This window comes from Pseudomonas sp. TUM22785, from assembly GCF_028198105.1.
Lineage (GTDB): Bacteria > Pseudomonadota > Gammaproteobacteria > Pseudomonadales > Pseudomonadaceae > Metapseudomonas > Metapseudomonas solani.
The window spans coordinates 6,839,830-6,863,424 of the sequence record NZ_CP116239.1 but is presented as its reverse complement, the minus strand read 5'-3'; the positions used below and the strand labels follow the sequence as shown (position 1 = coordinate 6,863,424).

Annotated in this window: 1 protein-coding gene (only partly in view); it reads left to right on the top strand. The window is 68.8% G+C overall.

Annotated elements, in window-relative coordinates; genetic code table 11:
- Nucleotides 1-259: 259 nt before the first annotated feature.
- On the top strand, nt 260-23,595 hold the 5' portion of the coding sequence (locus PI990_RS30750; RefSeq protein WP_271659427.1) for an Ig-like domain-containing protein. The gene runs 19,564 nt beyond the window's last position; only the first 23,336 of its 42,900 coding nucleotides appear in the window; its start codon is at nt 260-262; the stop codon falls past the right edge of the window.

Genomic DNA, 23,595 nt, shown 5'->3' with positions numbered 1-23,595 from the left:
ATACTATCGGTTGCCCTAACGGGTGCAAAGCCGGGTCAGGACGGGTGGTGGCACATGATGGCGTTCTTTGATGTCGATCACGTTCCCCACCGTTTATGCCCGTTCGGCATTTGTATCTGTCTTGAAATAAGATTTTTCCGTGTATAGCATTCTGCCATTGGAAAGGCTAAGGCTATCGACGTCCTACGCCTTTATAAGCAAAGTAAATGGAACTTTCCCCAAGATGCTGCAAGGATGCCGCCATACAGGGTTTCGCCGGGTGCTCGCTGCGCTTATCGCGCTGGCAGCCCCTGAAGCCTTTGCATCCGAAATAGACATCCGCACCGCCTCCGCCCTCGGTTCTTCCGGCAACGCCGCCGACTACGTTCTCTCCATCGACGACTGTCGCGACCTCGCTGAAGTCAGCGTGCCCGCCACCGGCAAGCGCTTCCTGCCTACCGACGCCGCCCGCGACATCGATTCCAGCGTCGCCTGCTCCTTCAGCTTCCGCCTCGAAGGCACCGACGTCCTGCAGCCCGCCGTCAAGGTGGTTTTCGCCGATGGCCGCATCCAGGACTACAGCGAAACCTTCCAGCAGGAAAGCGTCGCCCCGCAGCTGGAACTCGCCCAGCTGGCCATCGAAAACCAGGACGGCAACCAATACCTGGTCGCCAGCTTCGACGCCCAGGACGACATCGACCTCAGCTACCTCAGCCTCTCCCTCACCGGCCTGCGAGCGTCCGATCTGCGCGCCGCCGGCGGCGTGGTCAGCCAGGCCGAGCGCCGGGCCTTCCTGCGCATGCCCGAAGCGCTCCGCGTCTTCCCCAAGGTGGATGGCCAGCAGCGCTACACCCTGCGCCAGCGCCTGGATGCTCCCCTCAGCGCCGAGGAAGTGGCGCGTAACGCCCTGGTCATGGTCCAGGCCGTCGCCGTCGATGCCTCCGGCAACCAGAGCAGTTTCTCCGACATCCGCTTCATCGGCGACAGCGTCGAAGAAGCCGCCCGCTCCATCGCCGTGCACCCCGACCGCCTGGTGTTCAGCGATGCCCTGCAGTCGGCCCGCCTGATTCCCGAGGTCGATTTCGAATTCCGCGGGCCGACCCCCCTGGCTGGCCTGGGCAACGGCATCAGCTACCGCTCTTCCAATCCGGACGCGGTCTGGGTCAGCGCCGAAGGCGTTGTCTATCCATTGCAAGAGACCGCCGCCGAGGCGGTCTTTGTTTATGTGAGCTACCCCGGCCTGCCGGAAGTCAGCCTGCCGGTGAAGGTCGATTACAGCCGCCGCCTCACCGCCCTGCGCTTCGAAGGCCAGGCCGCCGGCCAGCCGCTGATCCTGCCGCGCCTCAACGACTACCAATCGCTGCCGGCGCTGCTGGCGGTCTTCGACGATGGCAGTGAATCGCCCCTGGCCGACAGCCTCGCCGTCGAGCTGCAACTGCCCAACGGCAGCGAAGGCATCCTCGACAGCAACGACCAGCTGCAACTGCGCGCCCGGGCCCAGGTGCCCGAGCAGAGCCCCATGCAGCTGCATGCCCGCCTGCAGCGTTACCCGGATATCGGTGTCGACCTGCCGGTCGCCGCCCAGGACGCCGCGCCCACGGTCGATCTGCAACCCGAAGCCAGCATCGCCGTCGGCTCGGTACTGGAGCTCCAGGCCAGCGCCAGCGACGACGTCGGGGTGAAGAGCGTGGAATTCTGGCTCGACGGCAGCATGGTCGGCCGTCGCCTGTCCCCGCCCTACGCCCTCAGCCTGCCCATCGAGCAGGAACTGGAAGGCCGCACCCTGCGCGTACGCGCCGTCGCCTTCGATGAAACCGGCAAAAGCCAGAGCAGCCCCGAGCGAGCGGTGCAGGTCGTGGCCAAGAGCAATCCCAAGGCCCCCGACTTCATCTTCGAATCCCCGGTGGATGCCCAGCGCGTGGTGGAGAACAGCCCGCTGCGCGCCGCCATCAGCGTCAACCTGGGCGTGCTCCCGGACGTGGAATACCAGAGCGGCATCAGCCAGGTCGAATACTTCCTCGACGGCCGCAAGGTCGGCGAAACCCGCTTCCCCATCTTCGAGCAGCGCCCGCTGGAGAGTGACCCGAAGCAGAAGCAGCTGTTCGAGGTCTGGCAGGTCACGCTACAGGTTCCCGAGATCGCCCTGCGGGAAACCAGCATGGCGCTCTCCGCCCGCGTGCACGCCCAGAACGGCGCCGTGGTCGACGCCCCGGCCCGCCTGCTGCGGGTGCTGGAAAACCAGCGGCCCACCTCCCGCATCACCCAGCCTGCGGCCGGCAGCATCGCCACCGTGGGCCAGACCATCAGCGTCACGGTCGAAGCCACCGACGACACCCTCGAAGGCGGCACCGACATCTTCCTGCTGGTGAACGGCGAAGAAGTACAGTCCTACCGCCACCAGGACCGCGACTACGACGGCTCCAAGCTCGGCCTGCGCAGCACCAGCCACAGCTTCCAGTTGCCGATCAAGCAGGACTGGCTCGGCCGCACCCTCGAACTGCGCGCCCGCGTGGTCGACCTGCACCAGCAATCCAACCTGTCCGAGCCCCTGACCCTCCCGGTCAAGGGCGACCAGGCCCCCACCGTCGCCCTCAGCCACCCGGTGGAAGGCGCACACCTGGTCTCCGGCCAGCCGGTCGAGCTGCGGGCCAACGCCACCGACGACCTCGGCCTGCGCCAGGTCGACTTCTACGTCAACGGCAAGCTGGTGGGCACCGACCTCAAGGCGCCCTTCGCGGTGATCTACCCGGCACCGGCCGGCGTCGACAAGGAAACCCCGCTGACCATTCATGCGGAGGTCACCGACAGCGCCGGCCAACTGGCCCGCAGCGCCCCGGTCAACGTTACCCTGGGCAAGGACGAGGAAGACCCGGTCATCAACCTGGCGTCCCCCTCCATCACCGTCAGCGATGCCGGCGACGACCTCGCCCCGGTGGTGGAAGACAGCACCTTCGTGCTCAAGGTCACCGGCTACGACAACGTTGGTGTCGAGCGCCTGGACCTCTACGGCGTCGCCAAGAAGGAAGGCGTCGGCTTCTACCTCACCGGCAACCCCAGCGACCACCTGAGCAGCGCCGACGGCAGCCTCTCGGTGCAAGCCATTCCCGGTGCCCTCAAGGCCTTCTCCACCCTCAAGGTGGTGGCCGCACCCAAGTTCAAGCACCTCGACGGCGTGCGCTACGACCGCTACCCGATTCGCGCCGTGGCCACCGACGGTGCCGGCAACGACAGCGAAGTGAAGGTGCTGATCGGTATCGCCGACGACACCAAGCCCGAAGTCCGCGCCCTCAACCCGGTGCAGAGCCGGGTCTACAGCAAGGACAGCCTGCAGGTGGACGTGGTCGCCCACGACGACCGCGCCGTGCACGCCCTCGAAGCCAGCCTCTGGGCCGAAGGCGGCAGCGCCCCGCTCTGGCACAAGCGCCTCGACCAGCAGGCCGGCCTCAACATCGGCCCGGACACCGTCAATCGCCTGGTGGTGGACCTCAAACCCCTCAACCTGGGCAACCAGGACCGCGCCCTGCGCCTGAAGGTCGCCGCCATCGACGACGGCGGCCAGCAGGGCGACGACCGCGAACTGCCCGTGCAGGTCATGGCCGACACCCTCGGCCCGCGCCTGGCCGTGGTCTCCCCGATCCAGGGCGCGCCGCTCTATGCCGGCAACCGCATCCAGGTCCGCCTGCGTGGCGTCGACGACACCCGCCTGGTCACCTTCAGCGCCCACAGCGGCACCAAGGAGCTGTACGCCAAGACCTTCGGCGAGAAACAACAGGTCGCCAGCTTCGAAGACAGCTTCCAGATGGAGGTGCCCTCGGACCAGCAAGAGCTGGTGATCGAGCTGCGTGGTACCGACCAGTACGACAACGCCGCCCAGCCCACCCTCTGGCGCTTCCCCATCAGCAAGGACCTGCCGCCGACGATCAGCGTCCGCGCCCCGGCTCCCGGTTCGCGCCTCTACGAAGGTGAAGCCTTCACCGCCCAGGCCCTGGTCACCGACGACCGCGAAGTGAACCGCGTCGAATTCATCCTGCGCCAGGGCGGCCAGGTGCAGGTGCTCAAGACCGTCAGCGGCGCTGACATAGCCAAATCCAAGGAAGGCTACGTCGGTGCTGCCCTGCGCGTGCCCAACAAGGCCGGTGCCGATACCGATATCGCGGTGCGCGCCTACGACAGCGCCAACCAGGTCAGCGAAGCCTCGCTGGAACTGGAAATCATCGACGACACCGAGCCCCCGACCCTGCAGCTGAGCAAGCCGGAAGGCGACTTCAGCCTGCCCCCGGGCACCAGCTTCCAGATCCAGGGCAGTGCCGGCGACAACCAGTACGTCGACAGCCTCGACCCGGTGCTGATCGACCCGGACACCCGCGAAGAACACGCCATCGCCTGGGAACTGTTCAGCCGCAAGGACCGCGTCGAAACCGTCAAGGTGCCCAACCCCGGCACCCTCGGCGCCATCCTCGTGGGCCAGCGCTTCTACGCCGATTTCGACGGCCGCCTGCGCCTCACCCCCGAGCTCGCCCGCCGTTACGCCGGCAAGGTGCTGCAGCTGGTGCTGCGTGCCCGTGACCGCGGCATCAACGAAACCCGTTCCCCGGCCATCAACATCAAGGTCCTCGGCGACGAGACCGGCCCGCAGATCAACATCCAGTCGCCCATCGAGCGCCTCTTCGAGCGGCAGAAGACCAAGCTGAAGATCAGCCTGCAGGACGACACCGCCGTCGCCTCCTACGAAGTGCGCCTGCTGGACGACCAGGGCCGCGACGATCTGCTGACCAAGGCCGAAGGCCTCAGCCTGCCGCAGGTCGAGGTGCCCGCGAACGGCGCCACCGTCGAGCTCGACATCGAACGCTACCGTCCCCAGGCCGAGCCCATCGGCCTCACCCTGGCGGTCAAGGCCAAGGACCTGCTCGGCAACGAAAGCCAGGTCACCCGCCGCCTGCTGGTCCAGCGCGACATGGCGCCGCTGCTCAGCTGGAAGGACAGCACCCCCTCCGCCCAGCAGCAGCGCGGCATGCCCCTGCGCGGCAGCCTGCTGGTGCAGGACGACTTCAATGATGGCGTGCCGGAAAGCACCGCCCGCTACCTGCTGCTGGCCAGCTCCCTGCGTGACCTCGGCGGCGCCCGTGATGTGCGCGGCCTGACCCAGGTCGAGCCCATCAACAAGCAGAACAGCCCGCTGATCAGCATCGCCTACCCCGAAGCCCAGGGCTGGCAGGGCAACCTGCTGCTCAACGAAAAACCCTTCCTGCAGGTCAAGGACGGTCGCCTGATCGTCGCCGGCAGCGACCAGTTCTATCAGCCGCGCCTGCTCAAGGTGGGCGACCAGACCAGCACCTGGCAGCTGGAAACATACTCCCGCAGCCTCTGCCAGGTACGCCCGGCCCTGCGTGACGTACAGGCCGCCAACGGCCTGCTCGACCTCACCGCCCTGGGCGGCCCCGACGCCACCCGCCTGGTGCTGCGCCCCCGTAGCGGCGCGCCGGCCTTCATCCGCGAGCTGCAGTTCACCCAACTGGAAACCGCCCTGGCGGATGTCAGCACCGACGGCGGCACCCGTGTACCGGGTCGCTACGCCCTCAACCTGCTGCTCCAGGACGGCCTCGACGGCAACGCCCAGACCGCCTTCCTGCAACTGGGTGGCAGTGCCTCCCAGAACCGTGCGGAAGACCGCTACAACCTGCTCCTGCCGGTGCCCGCCGAGGTGCAAAGCAACAGCCTCAGCCTGATCGGCCACGCCACCGACCGTCTCTCCCACGAACGTGGCGACCTGGTGCTCGGCACCCTGCTGCAACAGCCCCTGCGGGTCGACGAACAGGCGCCCCAGTCGCGCATCGTCAGCCCGGTGGCCGGCAGCGTCGTGGTGCCCATGCAGCAGCTGGACCTGAAGACCACCTTCGGTGACGACAGCCTGGGCCTGAAGAGCCTGCGCCTGCTGGAAAACCGTGGCCGTACCGTCCACGACCTCGGCGTCATCCTCGGCCAGACCGGCCTGCAACTGCCCTACCAGGTGCCCCGCGAATTCTCCAGCGGCGAGCTCGAGCTCACCCTGGTGGCCGAGGACTGGAGCGGCCGCACCACCGAGCACAGCCTGCGCTACCCCCTGGCGGCCAACGAAAAGCCCCAGCTCAGCCTCACCGGCTTCAACTCCTACTGGGTCGACGGCAAGTACGAAAAAGCCCTCACCGACCCGGCGCGCATCAACTACGGCGAGTTCTGGGTGCGCACCCAGGAACGCTTCCGCCTCGACACCGACCTGCGCGACGACGCCGGCCTCGCCGCCTACCGCGTGCTGCGTCTGAAGCGCGACGGCAGCATCGCCGCCGTGGTCTACGAACGCGGCTTCCAGGTCAACTGCCCCACCGCGCCGCCGCTGCAGGCGCTCGACCAGGCCGAGATCCTCTTCGACCAGACCGAACCCACCGAATACCGCATCGAACTGACCGACACCTACGGTCATGTCAGTGACCGCACCATCCTGGTCCACCCGCTGACCAACATGGTCCCCGAGGTGCGCATCACCGCCCCGGGTGACACCCAGGAAATCGCCGCCGGCACCTTCCGCATCCGCGTGGGCCTGGTGGCCGCCGACGACCGCAAGATCACCGCCGACCGCCTCAAGGTCTTCGCCAACGGCGTACCGCTGCCGGTGATCGCCGCCGCCGACGGCGCAGCCGGTGGTGACAAGGTGGTGACCGCCGCCTTCGCCAGCATCCACGACAGCATCCACGCCCGTTACAGCGCCTCCATGGCCGACGACTTCGGGCGCCAGACCAGCCCCTATGCGATGCAGCGCACCTTCGTGCTGGAAGTGCCCCAGGGCCTGGTCCGCTACAACGAAGACCTCAAGCTCACCGCCCAGATCGAAGACTCCGACGGTGCGGTCGGGCTCTACGAACGCACGATCAAGGTGATGGCCGATACCATCAGCCCGAAACTGCTGTTCAAGCGTCCCACCCTCGGCTTCGGCGCCATCGAAGACAGCGACTTCACCCTGGTCTACCAGGCCTTCGACAACGTCAAGGTCAACCGCCTGGTGCTCTCGCGCGGCTACTCGGTGCGCGTCCGTGGCGAAGCCCAGGACCGCGAGCAGCCCTTCACCGTGGTGCGCACCATCGACGGCATTCCTTCCGAGGACTACGAGCCGGTCACCACGGTCGACATCGACACCCCCGAATACAGCCAGCTGATCCACGTCGACCGCCTGGCCGAGATCGTCCGCGCCTTCGGCCTGAGCAGCGACCAGATCGAGCGGGTCAGCGTGCGTGTGCGTCTGGAAGGCTTCGACGCCGCCAACAACGCGGTGCTCACCAACAGCTACCCAATCAACATCGACGCCCGCCCGGTGATCGACGTCGTCGAGCCGGTGCCCGGCGCAAAGGTGGTGGAAGGCAACCCGCTGTACGTCAACGCCAAGGCCTTCGACGACGTCGGCGTCGAGTACGTGCACCTGCGCGCCACCTACGGCAACGGCCAGGCGCCCTACGAGATGCGCCTGCGCCAGTCGCCCTACAACTTCTCCGTGCCGATGCCGGCCTTCGACCCGGACAACCCCCAGGCCAACCAGGTGCAGCTCAGCCTGGAAGCGGTGGACACCTACGGCGTCGCCCACGGCGACCTGGACGCCCACCGCGCCGAAGAACACCTGACCGTGGAAGTCACCCGTGACCAGCTGCCCAGCGTGGTAGTCGGCGCGCCGCTGAACAACAGCGAGACCACCGAAGGCCAGCTGCTGCTGGTGGAAATCAACGCCGTGGACGACGTCGGCATCGACCGCGTGGTGCTCAACATCGGTGGCCTCAAGGGCGGCGACCGCAGCCTCACCGACATGGTCTTCCCCTACGAATTCCTCATCGAAGTGCCCTATGGCCAGGCCGGTACCGACCTCAGCCTCACCGCCAGCGCCCTGGAGCGCCGCGCCGACGGCAAGGGCCGCAACGTCACCACGCCGCAAGCCGTGCGGGTGCGCGTACTGAAGGACGACAAGGCACCGCAGCTGCTGGTCAAGCTGCCGCTGGCCACCGGCGCCAGCATCGCCGAGAAACGCAACCTGCCGTACCAGCTCGAAGTCAGCGACAACGTCAGGGTCGGCTCCGTGAGCCTGGGCCTCTATGTCGACCGCAACGGCGACGGCACCTTCGCCCCCGAAGAGCGCGTCTCCGACCGCCTGCTGCTCACCGGCCCCTTCATCGGCAGCCTGCCGGTGGCCAGCATCGCCGACTACCTCGGGCGCACCGAAACGCTGCCCGAGTCCCTCGCCATGCAGCTGCAGGTCACCGCCCGTGACCCTGCCGGCAACGAAGCCAAGGAAATCATCCCGGTCAACCTGCTGCGCAACCAGCCGCCGGAGATCAACGCCATCAAGCTGCTGGATGCCCGCGGCTTCGCCATGGGCGAGGTCACCGAGCTCACCGAAGGCCGCGGCGTGGTGGTCCAGGTCCAGGCCAGCGACCCCGAAGTCGGCGTCGACAGCGCCGCGCTCTACTACGCCATCGGCCCGGCCGGCTCGGCGCCCAAGTACCAGGCCCTGGGCGAAGACTCCGCCGCGCCCTACCAATTCCAGTTCAAGGTGCCCACCGGCCGCGTCGACCAGGTGCTGCGCTTCCGCGCCAAGGCCCGTGACCTCGATGGCTACGAATCCGCCATGGTCGACCTGCCCGGCAGCATCCTGATCAAGGCCGACAAGCCGCCGCAGGCGCGCATCGTCAAGCCCGACAACGACAACTCGGTGGTGATCGACGGCCAGGACCTGGAAGTCTTCGTCGAAGCCTTCGACGACCTCGGCCCCGAAGGCATCGACCACGTCACCTTCTATGTCAACGGCGTACCGGTCACCACCACCGAGCAGAGCTACGGCCAGCAGGTCGGCAGCCACGCCCAGGACCACGTCTACCGCGCGCGCCTCGCCGCACCGGCGGGCGTCCAGGGCTTCACCGTCCAGGCCATCGCCTACGACACGCTGGGCCAGGCGGGTGAAACTCAGGTGGTCCGCGTCGGCAAGCTGGAAGACACCGTGGTGCCGCGCCTGGGCGTGCTCTACCCGATCGACAAGGACGTACTGACCATGGGCGAAAGCCTGCGGGCGGTGGTGTCCATCGAAGACATGGGTGGCGCCATCCAGAGCGTCAGCATGCTCTGGCGCCGCGAATACCAGAACGACGCCGGCGAATGGAAGGTGGCGGACGAATACCCGCTGTCGCTGTTCCGCGATGACCAGCGCCAGCCGGGCGACACCACGCCGGTCAGCGACCCCGACAAGCACTACTTCATCTACTGGGCCGACATCAGCCAGGGCAACGTGCTGCGCCGTACCGGCCTGCGCAACGAGCGCCTGCACGTGCTCACCAAGGTGGTCACGCCGAACCACACCGTCACCCGCGACACCTACCACGAAGTGGGCTGGCCGCTGAGCGAGCGCCGCTTCATCGCGCCCCAGGCCGGTGCCCAGGCGTCCGCCAAGGGTGTGCACTACACCGCCATCGACCAGTACCGTGCCCTCGACCGCACCGGCGCAATGATCGCCGCCTGGGCCAGCGTCGACCCGCTGCGCGTCGAACAGGGCCTCGGCCTGCTGAGCAAGGAGGACGCCCTGCGCGGCCTCTCCGAGCCCCGCACCGGCATCTTCATCATGGACGCCGTGGACGAAACCCAGGGCAACCAGAAGGGCGACTACTTCGCCTACTCGCCGCTGCTCAACGGCGCCGCCGAAATCTTCACCGGCACCATCGGTGAGCTGGTCACCGACGAGAACATCGTCCTCGCCGGCAAGTCCGGCGTCACCGCCCCGGGTAGCTGCCAGTCGAACGACCCGGGCTGCCAGTTCGTCAGCCAATTCAGCGAAGAGATCCGCAAGGACTGGCACGGCGGCGACACCCCGAGCGAAGGCACCGGCGCCCTCTACCTGGACAACAAGGCCGGCGAGCTGCTGCTGTTCGGCCAGCGCAACGGTGACGGCCAGTTCGGCCTGCCCTACCTGAAGATGGGCCGTGTCGACATGCCCTACCCGGATGTCTACGGCCTCACCCGCAGCGGCAACCTGGCCCTGGTGGCCAACGGCGCCGGCGGCGTGCAGGTCATCGACATCACCAACATGACCGCGCCCTACCACGTCGGCTACATCAAGCCCAACGGCTTCGCCCGTGACGTCAAGGTGCGTGGCCACTACGCCTACATCGCCGCCTCCGAAGAGGGCGTGGTGGTGGCCGACCTGAGCACCCCGGCCATGCCCCAGGTGGCGCGCATCGACACCCTCGGCGTCGCCAACCGCCTGCACCTGGTGGGCAACCAGCTCTATGTCACCGACATGGCCGGCAGCGGCGACAGCGCCCGCCTGACCCGCATCGACATCAGCGAGCCCGACCAGCCGCGCCTGGTCCAGGTGGTGGAGATCAAGCCGCACCGTCCCGACCAGGCCGCCGACGGCCTCTACGACGTGCACGTCTCCGGCAACCTGGCCTACGTCACCGAGCTGCTCTCCGACCAGGAAGACAAGCCCACCCAGAGCCTGGTGCAGATCCTCGACCTGGCCCGCATCGGTGAAAGCGGCCTGGACGCCAGCGTCCCGGTCATGGTCCAGCGCAACGCCACCACCGACAACTTCGCCATCCGTGGCGTGACCCTCGCCCGTGGCGCCATCCAGGTCGCCGCCGGCAAGGGCGGCATCGGCCGCATCGACCTGCCGGCCCTCACCGTGCTGCAACACAACCCGCAGGTGGGCGAGAGCGACGTCAGCACCCAGCTGCCGGCCATGCTCATCGAGCTGTCGGCGGTGCTGCCGGAGCAGACCCGCCTGGCCGACTTCGTCCAGGTGCTCGAAGGCGATGCCCAGATCGGCCGCGACGTCACCGGCCTGTTCGACCTGTCCTTCGCCGCCCGTGGCACCGACACCACCAAGCGCCGCATCCAGCTCACCCGCAAGGACGGCCAGAGCCTGCAGCCGCGCCAGCGCTACTACGTGCGCATCAAGCAGGGCCTGGCGCCCATCACCGGCCAGCCGCTGGCGTCCGACTACGTCTTCAGCTTCAGCACCGCGCCGGCCGATGCCGCCTACCCGGATATCCAGAGCATCTGCACCCGCGAAAGCGCCGAGCGCAGTGCCTGCGTCAATGTCGGCGACGTGCGCGGCGGTACCGAACTCATCGTCCGTGGCCTCAACTTCGGCGACCAGCCGCGCCTGCTGGTGGGTGGCGAACCGCTGGTGATCGAGCGTCGTGTGGTGGATGCCGCCAGCGGCGTGATCAGCCTCTACGCCCGCACCGTGCCCAACTACCCGGGCCCGGCAGCGGTCAGCCTGTACACCGAAGCCGGCCTCTCCGACACCGTGCTCGGCGGCTTCGTGTTCGTCGACGAACTGTCCATCTCGCACCTGGCCCCGGCCGTGGTGCGCGTGGCCCAGAGCGGCAAGAACGACCGCGTCGACCTGGTCGGCAAGGGCTTCCACGCCGGCCTCCGGCTCACCGCCTACAAGAGCGGCGAGCCGAACCCCGAGAAGAAGGTCATCAAGGTCGGCTCCGACGACCTGCGCCTCTACAGCGCGGAACGCATGAGCCTGCTGGTGCCGGACTTCCGCGACGAAAACGGCAACGGCTACCGCGGCTTCGTCGACCTCGAACTGGACGACGACCTGGGCCGCCACTACGTCCAGCGCAATGCCCTGTTCTACGGTCGCCTGGAGTTGAACCGCAGCCTCGAGAGCGAGAAGCCGATGACCGCCAAGGACATCGACAAGCGCCTGGAAACCCTGGAGAAGGGCGGCATCACCGACTACGTGCCGGACCCGCTCAAGCTGCCGCCGGGCCAGATCGTCGACCTCGCCGTCGACAGCCAGCTGCACCTGTTCTATGTGCTCGGCCGTGGCGAACTGGGCGAGGGCTCGCCCCGACCCAACCAGGTGTTCAGCCGCGAGCAGCTCGAGCACTACTACGCCCCGGGCTGGATCAGCCTGGTGAAATACGACCCGGCCAAGGTCGGCGAAGCCGCGCCGCGCCATGGCCTGGGCTACTACAACCTGCCCCAGGACATGAAGCCCAGCGCCATGGCCCTGGCTGACAAGCAGCTGTATGTGGTGGGTCGCGGCTACGACTTCCCCTACATCGACACCGAATACGAAAGCCGCAGCTTGCTGTTGGTCTACGACCGCGAAATCCGTGACCCCGACGACCTCACCGAACAGCCCCCGGGCAAGGACCGTGGCATCCGCTACAGCCTGCCGCTGCCCTTCACCCAGGCCGTGCCGGAGAAGGTCGTCGCCCACCAGGGGCTGCTGCTGATCGCCACCACCGGCGAAGGCATCGCCGTGGTCAGCGTCGCCGACCCGCTGCGCCCCACCGTGGTCCGCCGCATCACCCAGGCCAGCATCGACGGTCGCGCCCAGACCCTGGGCAACGTCCAGGACATCGCCGTCATCGGCGACAGCCTGCACGTGGTCAACGGCACCAGCCGCGTGGTCTTCGACCTGTCGCGTCCGTCCCTGCCGCAGCTGGGCGAATCCCGCGTGGGTGGCTACATCGGCCTCACCGCCGACGGCAGCCGCTTCGTCACCGGCAACGGCCTCAACCTCTACGACGCCAGCCGCCCGGCCTTCATCCGCGAGCAGGGTCGCTACCTCTCCAGCGGCTTCAGCGTGCCGGGCGAAAGCCGTGGCATCGCCGCCCAGGCCACCGCCGGCCTCAACCTGACCTACACCGGCAGCGACGACCTCGCCTCCTGCGAGAAGGGCCTGCAGGCCTACCTGGGCTTCTACGACTTCAGCCGCACCGCGGAAATCGGCCTGCTGGACGCCCTCAGCCTGCCTTATTGCGTACGCCCCGCCGATTATCAGTACGAATACGACGGCCTGCTCAAGAAGCCCTGGCGCACCCAGCCGCTGGTCATCACCGACCAGGGCATCGCCGGCTTCGCCCTGCGCGCCGACGCCACGGCTGGCAGAGTCTCCCACCTCGGCCTGGTGGACCTGCTAACCCTGGAACTGGTGGGCTCCACGCCCCGCGACCAGGCCGACGGCGTGCCCCTGGACAGCCCCCTGGAGCTGCGCTTCACCCGCTCCCTCGCCGCCATGAGCGACGAGCAGCTGCGCCAGTTCCTGGTGCTGCAGCGTGACGCCCAGGGTGACCAGCCGGCCACCAGCCTGCCCTTCGCCCTGCAACGCAGCACCGACCAGCGTACCCTCACCCTGGTGCCCGAACAGGCGCTGCTGGCCAATGCCAGCCACCAGTTGATCCTCAAGGGTGGCCTGGCCAGCCGCCGCAGTCGTGGCCTGATGGAACACGCCATCCACTTCCGCAGCGGCCTGGCCGGCGGTGCCCAGGTGGCCATCCTCGACAGCCGTCCCGCCATGCTCGACGTCGGCGGTGGCGAGATCACCGTGCACCTGTCCGGCGTCACCGGCCAGCCGCAGTTCACCGTCTCCGGCCAGACCGCCACCGGCACCCTTGCCGAATCCCTGCCCGACGGCAGCGCCCGTTACCGCGTCCAGGCGCCCTCCAGCCTGCCCGGCCCGGCCAGCCTGCAAGTGGTCGCCGGCAACGGCAGCAAGGCCACCCGCGTCGGCGCCGTGCAATTCGTCGAACCGCTGCTGCTGCGCTCGCTGTCCCCGGCCCAGGGCTCCCTCAACGGCGGCACCCGCGTGCTGATCAAGGGTCAGGGCTTCCGCAGCGAACTGGGCGCCATGACCGTCAGCTTCGGCGACATCCTCGCCGAGCAGTTCAAGGTGCTCGACGGCGAAACCCTCGAAGTCATCACCCCGCCCGGCCCCATCGGCACGGTGGATGTGCGCATCCGCCTGGCCAACGGCCAACAGGGCACCCTGGCGCAGTCCTTCACCTTCCAGCAGCCGCCGCAGTCGCAGATCCGCGACAAGGGCCGGGTCTACGACCTGGCGCTGGACCCCAGCGGCAGCTACCTGTTCTCCGCCCAGGGCAGCAATGGCGTGCTGGTCTACGACCTCAACGCCGGCAACTACACCGCCGACCCGCAGAAACCGCTGAACCCGGACGACCTGCTGCGCCTGATCGACCGCAACCGCGATGGCCGCGACGACCGCGTCATCTCCTCCATCAGCCTGCCGTCCGGCTACATCGCCGTGGGCGTCGAACCCTACTTCGAGCGCGGTTCCGACCGCGTCTACGTCACCGCCGTGCACCTCAATGGCGGCAAGCCCGACGCCGCGCAACTGTTCACCGTGGCCTTCGACAGCCTCGATCCGTCGCGCACCACCCTGATCGGCTCCCTGGAGCTGCCGTCCAGCGCCGTGCGCGGCCTGCGGGTACGCAATGCGCGGGTGCTGCTGGCCATGGGCGAAGAAGGCCTGGGCGTGGTCGATGCCTTCCTGCCGAACAAGACCTACCTGGTGGAAAGCCTGCCCACCGACCCGCGCGTGCCGATGCTCGACGTCGCCACCCGTGACGCCGCGGCCGGCGAAAGCGGCCTGCTGGTCACCGTCGGCGGCGCCTTCGACTTCCCCAACAACCGCCTGCTGACCAAGGAAGAAAACGGCAGTGGCGGCTTCCAGGTCTACGGCCAGAGCAGCGGCCAGGGCCTGCAGCGCCTCGGCCACCTCGACCTGCCGGGCACCCGCGTGGTGCTGCAGGGTCGCTATGCCTACGTGGCCGCCGGCGCCAGCGGCGTCGCCGTGGTCGACCTGCAGGACCCCAACCGTCCGCAGGTGGTCGCCCGCGTCAACGACATCGGCTACGTCTACGACCTCGACTACAACGGCAACACCCTCTACGTCGCCCGTGGCGACAAGGGCGTGCTCAGCATCGACGTCACCGACCCGCTGCGTCCGCAACCCAGCCGCAGCATGCAGGCCCCCGAGGGCGGCACCGTGGAAAGCGTGGTGGCCAGCGAATACGCCGCCCACGCCGGTGGTGTCGACGCCAAGGGCAGCGTGCTGCAAGTGGTGCCGGACGTGGTACTCAAGCTGCACACCGTCGACCCGCGCAACGGCATCCTCGACCGCCAGGTCGACGGCAGCCTGCAGGTCATCGCCCGCTTCAACAAGGCCATCGACCTGTACCCGGCCAACGCCGCGCTGTTCAGCGTGCTCGGGCCCCAGGGCGAAACCCTGCCGGCCATCGTGCAGATCCTCAACAACGACGCCCGCCTGACCCTGGCCGCCAGCGTCGCCGACAGCCTCAAGGCCGGCGACCGCCTCACCCTGCTGGCCAAGGCCGGCATCGCCTCGGTCAAGCCGCTGTCCGCCACCGACACCGTGGTGCTCCAGCGCCTGGCCCAGGACCAGCGCGTCGGCCTCACCTACCGTGGCGCCCGCGACGACACCCTCAGCCTCGAGGCCGTGGTGCCGCGTCGCATCGCCCAGAACGCCACCAGCCTGATCACCGTCAGCGCCCGCGGCATCCCGGCCAACCTGGCCCAGGTGCGCCTGTTCCTCGGCGACCGTGCCCTGCAGATCGAAGGCGTCACCCGTGACAGCGACACCGCCCCGGCGGTGCTCAAGGTCAGCGTCCCGGCCATGCCGCGTCCCGGCCAGTACAACCTGACCCTGACCGTGCTGCGCGACGGCGTCTGGCAGCAAGCGGTGCTGGAAGGCGCGCTGCTGGTGGATGCACCGATCCGCTTCGACGCCCTGGCGCCACTCTGGGGCCCGATCACCGGCGACACCACCGTCACCATCAGCGGTGATGGCTTCGAGCCGGGCAACAGCGTCATGGACGGCCTCAAGGTGCGCTTCGGCGGCCTGCCGGTGGGCCGCGTCCAGGTGCTGTCCACCAGCCGCATGCGCGTCACCACGCCCCGTGGCGCCCCGGGCAAGGTGGAAGTGCTGGGCGAAGACCGCTACGGCAACCAGGCGCGCCTCAACGGCGAACGCAGCTTCGGCTACGGCCTGCGCAAGCTGGCGGAACTGCACCCCTCGCTGATCTTCCCCAGCGACCTGTGGATCGACCGCGACACCGGCGTCGCCATCAGCAACGGCGGCCTCATGGTCGAGGGCTACGGCGCGCAGAAACTCGTTTCCGGCGGCTGGCTGCCGGAGAACTACCGCGCCGCCACCTTCTCCGTGCAGGACGCCTCCAAGCCCCTGCTCGTGGGCGGCTCGCCGGCCCTGCCCAGCGACACCCAGCGCCTGTCCCTGAAGCTCCAGGCGATGGCCATCAACGAGCGCCTGTCGGACGACTTCGGCGCCAGTGGCGAAATGGAGCCCACCGAGGAAGAGCAGCAGGTCCTCAATCGCCAGGCCGCCCAGGACTTCACCATCGGCCTCGATTCCCTGCAGATCGCCCCGACCCGTGAATGGGAAGAAAACACCTGGCGCAAACGCCTCTACGTGGCCAGCGGCAATGGCGGCGTGGCACGCCTCAACCTGGACGAGCAGAACGGCCTGCAGGTGATCCAGGAAGAGAAACTCGACGGCCTCGTCAGCCGCCTGGTCAAGCAGGGTGACGGCCTGTTCGCCGCCACCGCCTCGGTGGATGTCGACCCGCCGAACAGCGACACCTGCGCCTTCAAGATCGGCGGCTCCAGCGGCCTCGGCCTGGCGGCACTGAACTATCAGGATGGCGAAGACCCGGTACGGGTCGCCGCGCCGGACGGCCTGAAAGGCGCCGGCCTGCTCAAGCTCGACAACGGCTGGCTGCTCAGCGGCGGTCTGGTGCAGGGCGCCAAATGGGTCAACTGCCCGGGCTGGGACGAATCCCTGGCCAAGGCCGTCGACATGGACAAGGGCGAGATCCGCAGCCTCAACCTGTTCGACCCGAGCCAGACCCGCACCTACAGCTTCACCGCCAACCCGCAGGACGTGCTGGTCTACGGGCGCTACCTGGTGGTCGCCGTCGGCGGCCGCGGCATCGAAATCATCAACCGCGACGAGCCGGAAGAGCGCGTCCTGTTCAGCCTCGACAAGCAACTGCAAGCCGTCGCCGGTCGTGGCGTCTCACTGCGCATGGCCGGCAACCTGCTGTTCGTCTCGGCGGAAAGCGGCGTGGTGGTGCTGGACCTGGCCCAGCCCCTGCAACCCCGTGTGGTCTCCGCCGGTAACCAGGAGCGCATCGAAGCCCTGGACCTCTTCAACAACCGCCTGGTGGCCGGCTCCGGCAAGCAGGGCCTGACCGTGCTGGAACTGCCCGGCGCCCTGGTGCTCGATGCCAGCGTCGCCCAGGGTGGCGTGATCCCGGCCAGCGAACAGGCCCTGAGCCTCAGCTTCAACGAGCCGGTGACCCTGGAATCCCTGCGTGCCCCGGGCGCCCTGCGCCTGCTGGACATCAGCAACGGCGAGCAGGTGCTGGCAGCCCCGAGCATCGAGGCCGTGGGCGGCGATGGCCGCTCCGCGACCCGCGTCACCCTGCGCTTCACCCCCACTGCCGGCGCCACCCTGCGCCTGCAACTGAGCGACGCCCGCAACCTGCGTGGCAGCGGCCTGTGGGCGCCCTACCAGGTGGACTTCAAGGTCGCCGCCGCCGGTGCCACCCAGCCGCGCATCCGCAACCTGGAGAACGCCCGCTTCCACCGTGGCGCCCAGGACCGCGTGGTGATCAACGGCAGCGGCTTCTCCAGCACCGTCAAAGGCTACGTCAACCAATACCCGGTGGCCCTGCAATGGGTCAGCGCCGAGCGCCTGGAAATCGCCCCGAACGCCCTCGACATGCTGCCCCTCGGCCCGGGCCAGTGGCACCTGCGCCTGGACGACGGCGGCCTGCGCGAGGACTACCTGGGTGCCCTGGTGATCGGTGCCGAGCAGGCGCTGAACCAGGTCAAATACCGCGTCAGCCCGGATTCCGCGAGCAAGACCGGCGGCACCCTGGTCAGCATCGACGCCTCCGCCGACGTGCTGCTGCCGGGCACCCGCGTGGTCCTGCGTGCCCGCCACGGCGCCACCGAGATCTACACCGGCCGCAGCCCCATCGTCGAAGAGCCCGGCCGCGCCGCCATCGACCTGCAGGACAACGTCGAGACCCAGCGCGCGTTCACATTCATCCTCCCAGGCGTCATCGACCCGGATATATACGACGTCTTCCTGCGCATCCCCAGCGGCGCCAGCACCCGCGAAATCAAGGTGGGCTCGCTGTCCTACACCCTGCCGCAGGGCCTGGGCATCGTGCTGCCGAACTACCCGCCGATGCAGATCGGTGCTGCCCAGGTGGTGGGCGACACCCTGTTCGTCGGCGTCAAGGCGGGCTCCGCGCCCACCAGCTCCAACCGCTTCCTGATGCCGGCCGGCCTGGAGATCTACGACATCGGGCTGTGGGAACGGCCGATCCGCCTGTCCCAGCTGCGCCTCGACCAGCCGGTGCTGGGCCTGGAGACCCTGGGCAGCCTGGTGTACCTGGCCAACGACCGCGACGGCGTGCGCGTGGTGGACATCAACGACCTCGGCCGCCCGCTGCTGGTCTCCAGCCTGACCCTGCCCAACCACCGCGCCCTCGACCTGGCCGTGGAAAGCGAGCGCGGCGCCTTGGCCGTGGCCGCTGCCAACGATCTGGGCACCGGCTATGTGCGCTTCCTGCCCCTGGGCCGCAACGAACTGGGCGCCCAGGCGCCGCTGCCGAGCATTCCCTTCGACGGCAGCCTGCGCGCCGACCTGCTGGGTGCGCCGGTGGACCTGCAATGGCTCAACGGCCAGCTGTACGTGCTGTTCCTGCGCGACAAGCAGCTGCACCTCGCCACCTTCAAGGACTTCGGCGACAAGCTCGACTACCGCGTCCAGGCCATCGAGCGCGGCACCGTCACCGGCGACTCCATCAACGCCACCCTCAGCCGTCCGACCCTGCAGGTCCAGCAGGGCCTGATCAGCGTCGGCACCGGCGACACCTACCTGCTGCTGGAAGCCAACGCCCAGGGCCAGTACGAAACCATCTACTGGCAGAACCAGAAGACCGGCGGCGAACTGCTCGGCGTCGGTGGGCAGGTCATGCAGGGCAACGGCAAGGGCGTGCAGATCAACACCTCGCCCTACCTCGCCGTCGCCTCCGCCACCCCGGGCAACGGCGCCGTGCTGGGCAGCGGCGAATCGGTACTGATCGCCTTCAACAACCTGATCAACACCGACCCGGCGCACCTGGGCCAGGTCATCCGCGTGCTGGGCGAGGGCGGCCAGCCACTGCCGGCCGGCGCCTTCGAACTGATCGGCACCAACACCCTGCGCGGCGGCCAGGTGCAGATCGCCTTCAAGGGCGACTACCAGGGCGCGCTGCGCATCGAAGTGAGCACCGCGCTCACCGACCTGGCCGGCCACGCCCTGCGCCAGGCCTTCGTGCTGCAACTGGAGCGCCTCACCGGCATCCGTCCGCAGATCACCCAGGTCCAGCGTGAAGTCGCCGGTGTCGCCGGCCTGCATTACTTCCACGCCGCCGGTGGCGAAGTCGCCGTGATCAAGGGCAGCGGTTTCGGCATCGCCGCCGACCAGCTCGCCGTGTGGCTGGGCGAAACCCGCCTGCAGCCCCAGCAGGTGCTGGAAGTCACCGACACCCAGCTGCGCGTCGACGTACCGGACCTGCAACTGGCCGGCATCAGCGCCAGCCTGGCGGTCAAGGTCGAGCGCATCGACCAGCGCCTGTCCTACCTGCGCCAGGGCGCCATGACCGTGCTGCCGCAGATCGAGATCGACGACCTGCAACCGCAGACCGGCCCGCCCCAGGGCGGCAACCTGGTGACCCTGCACGGCCGTGGCTTCAACCACTACATGCAGGTGCGCTTCGCCGGCGCCCTGGCCGGCGACCTGAAGATCCTCAGCAGCAACCGCGCCGAAGTCCGCGCCCCCGCCGGCAGCTTCGGCAAGGCCAAGGTCAGCGCCATCAGCCAGCTGTTCCCGGGTGAGCAGAGTGACTCGCCGGTGGACTACTTCTACACCGGCATCCCCACCGGCTCGGTCAACCTGCCGGCCGAAATGGCCAGCCCGGTTTCCGCCATCGCCCGCCTCGACGGCGCCGAGAGCCAGCTGCTCTACGCCGTCACCGGCGGCAGCTTCGACAAGCTCGACAGCCAGGGCCGCGTCGCCACCCTGACCAGCAACGCCGCGCGCCTGCTGGTGGCCGACATCAGCGACCCGGTGCACCCGGTGATCGTCACCCGTGAATTCGCCGGCCAGACCAAGTCCTACCACTACGAAGCCGCCAACGGCCTGTCGCCCCGTGGCTTCGTCGACCTGACCATCAACGATCGCCAGCTGTTCGCCGCCGGTGGCCGCAAGCTGCTGCAATTCGACCTGACCCTACCGGCCGCGCCGGAGAAGCTCGCCGAACTGGACATGGCCGGCGAGATCAACGCCCTGGCCAGCCGCGACGACCTGCTCTACGTCGGCTACAAGGACGGCGTGCGCCAGTACCGCATCGGCCAGGACCTCAAGCTCACCGACCTCGGCCTGATCAGCGTGCAGCAGCTGGGCGGCGTGCCCGGTCGCCTGCGCCTGGCCGGCTCCAGCCTCTGGGCCACCCTGCCGCAGCAGCGCCAGCTGGTGGAAGTGGAACTGGCCAGCGGCGAATTCCGCGTGGTGCGCCGCGTCGCCACCCGCGACCAGGCCGGCAACCCCTTCGTCCCCGAAGACCTGCTGGTGGCGCCTGAGCGCCTGCTGGTCTCCAGTGGCAAGAACGCCACCGTGCAGCTGTTCAACCTGGACCGCAGCGACGACGCCACCCCGGTGGCCGACCTCAAACTTACCTACCTGGTCAGCCGTGGCGATCTGTTCGCCGGCCAACTGCAACTGGCCGGGCAGACCCTATACGTGGCCGGCGGCCAGGGCGACGTGCAGCTGTTCGACATCTCGCCGTGGCTCAACGGCGACGCCCGCGCCAGCATCGGCCTGCGCGACTACTTCAGCGTGCTCGGCAACGTCAACAGCCTGTCCCTGGGCAGCCAGGCCCTGTATGCCGGCAGCGCCTTCGTCTACCTGGACGGCGTGCCCGCCGAGAACCCGCTGCCCAGCCTGGATTCCGCCAACTACCTGGGCGGCAGCCTCAACACCCTGGCCTACCAGAACCTCGCGATTCTGTCCCAGCAGCCGCTGCCCTCCGGCCGCCTGCCACGCGACGGCGCCATCGAAGTGCAATTCAACCGCCTGCTGGACAACGCCCAGCTCCGCGACCAGGGCACCCAGCTGGTGCAACTGCTGCTCAGCGGCACCCCGGTCCCGGCCCAGGTGGCCCAGGTCGGCGTCGGCCGCCTGGTGATCCGCCCGGCGGCGCTGCAGGCCGGCAAGCAATACCAGGTCCAGCTGGGCGCCGCCCTGCGTGACCAGCAAGGCCGCACCCTGGGCCACGACTACCGCTTCGGCTTCATCGCCGACGACCAGCAACAGCCGGCGCTCGACAGCGTCTCGCCGCGCCAGGCCAGCTGGCGTGGCGGTGCCGAAGTCACCCTGCGCGGTCGCAACTTCGCCGAAGCCCTGGACATCGAAGTGGGTGGCCAGCGCGTGCCGGCGGCGGACGTGCTCTACCGCGACGACAATCAGCTGCGCTTCCGCGTACCGGGCCTGGTGGCCTCGCCGGACCGCAACCTGCCGGTGGGCCTGCGCCTGAAGCAGGGCGGCCAGGAAGTCTTCCTGGGCGCCGCGCTGACCTATGTCGCCGACCCGCGTATCGACCAGACCGGCCTCTACGACCGCCTGACCGGCACCCTCAACGTCCAGGCCAAGCGCTTCATCTACAACGCCGGCGAGATCGTCGGCCTGCAAGGCCGTGGTTTCGGCGAGTCCACCGTGGTCCGGGTCAACGGTCGCCAGATCGCCAGCACCCGCCTCGAGCGCGCCGACCTCATCAGCTTCGCCGTGCCGGAGAACAGCCTCGGCCAACTGCTGGTGGAAGTGAGCAACCAGGGCTTCGCCGGCGACCTTTCCAGCGACGCCAGCCTGCGCATCGAACTGCCGGCCCGCCGCCAGCTGCAAAGCGTCCAGCAGTTCCGCCGCCAGGGCGACCTGCTGCTCACCGGCAGCAGCCGCGACGTGCAGCTCTACAGCCTGCGCGATGGCAGCACCCCGCAACTGCTGGCCAAGTGGCAGGCCGCCGCCAACGTGGTGGACCTGGCCCTGGGCGACCGCTACGCCGCCGTGCTGGGCGACAAGACCCGCCTGCAGGTCTACGACCTGGCCAACCTCTATTCGCCCCAGGCGCTGCCGGCCCTGGCCAACAGCCGCCAGGTCCAGTACGACAAGGTGCGCATCGCCGGTGACCTGCTGCTGGTCAAGGCCGGCAACCGGGTATTCCATGGCCAGGTCCAGGGTCCGGAGCTCAAGGAGCTGACCCTCGGCAACGGCACGCTGGTGGACCTGGCGCTGGATGGCCGCGCCCTCTACCTGCTCTACGGCGACCGCCTGGAAGTGCGCAACGTCCGTGACCCGGCCCAGTTGCTGGCCACCCAGGTGCACGGCCTGGCCGGCGCCAAGTCCCTGTGGCTCGACGGCTCGCGTCTCTACCTGCAAGGCACTTCCGGGCTGCAGGTGTTGCAACGCGCCGCCCTGCTGCGCGGCCGTGGCGAGCCGGTGCTGGGCGAGCTGGAAATCCCCGCACGCATCACCAAGCTCGCCAGCCAGGGCGAACTGCTGGCCTGGCTGGACAACGGCCGCCTGCAGGTCCTCGACCTCGACCTGGACGACCAGCGCCGCCTGGTGGCCCGTGAAGTGGCCGCGATCACCGTCGCCAGCGACACCGTGGGCTCCCTGGGGCAGCTGGAGCTGCACGGCGACCTGCTGGAATGGAGCAACGGCGGCAACTACTTCAACGCCAGCGTGCCGATGAACAACGCCTGGGGCCTGGCCCCGGAAAGCCTGGCCGCCGCCGACGAGCCGCTGGGCCTGCGCGTGGCCGGTGCCGAATACGCCTGGCGCGAGGCGCGCCTGGCGCTGTCCTCGGCCAGCGGCGACAGCATCGCCAGCGAATCCCAGCTGCTGGGCCGCGAACTGCGTGCCCTGGTGCAGCAGCCGAGTTTCCAGCCGGCCGGCCTCTACCGCCTGCAACTGAGCCAGGCGCCGCTGGACTGGCTGCAAGGCGCCGAGGTGCACATCGACCTGCCGTGGCTGGTGGATGCCGTGGACTTCTTCGGCGCCGCCCAGGTCCGCCTGGACAGCCTGCAACCCAACCGCAGCATCAGCGGCGTGCCGCGCGACTACGTGCTGCAGGGTCGCCAGCTGCAACTGATCGACGAACTCCAGGTCGGTGACCGCGTACTCGGCCGCAGCCAGCTGCGCGCCAACGCCGCCGGCGACCAGCTGAGCTTCCGCCTGCAGATGGAACAGGCCGGCCTCTACAGCCTGCAGGCCCGCTACGGCGACGAACGCGCCACCCTGCCCACCGCCCTGGCCGTGGTCACCCCGCTGGCCATCGACGCGGTGCAGTCCGCCCATGCCGCCGGCCAGGTGGTCAGCGACGCCGGTGGCACCCAGGTGCACATCGCCGCCCAGGGCCTGTCCGAAGGCCTCAGCCTGCATTGGTACCCGGCCGGCCAGGGCATCCAGCCCACGGCCAGCAACCGCGTGGCCTTCACCCTGGCCGACGACGGTCTGAACTTCGTCACCCCAGCCAGCCAGCCGGGCTGGCAGTACCAGGTTTCCGTCCTCCGCGAATCCAGTGGCGAGCGCGTCGACAGCGCCCCGGCCCAGTGGCTCACCGCCGTGGACGACACCGCGCCGCTGGTGCGCCTGATCAGTGCCCTGGGTGCGTCCCAGCCGCTGGTGCT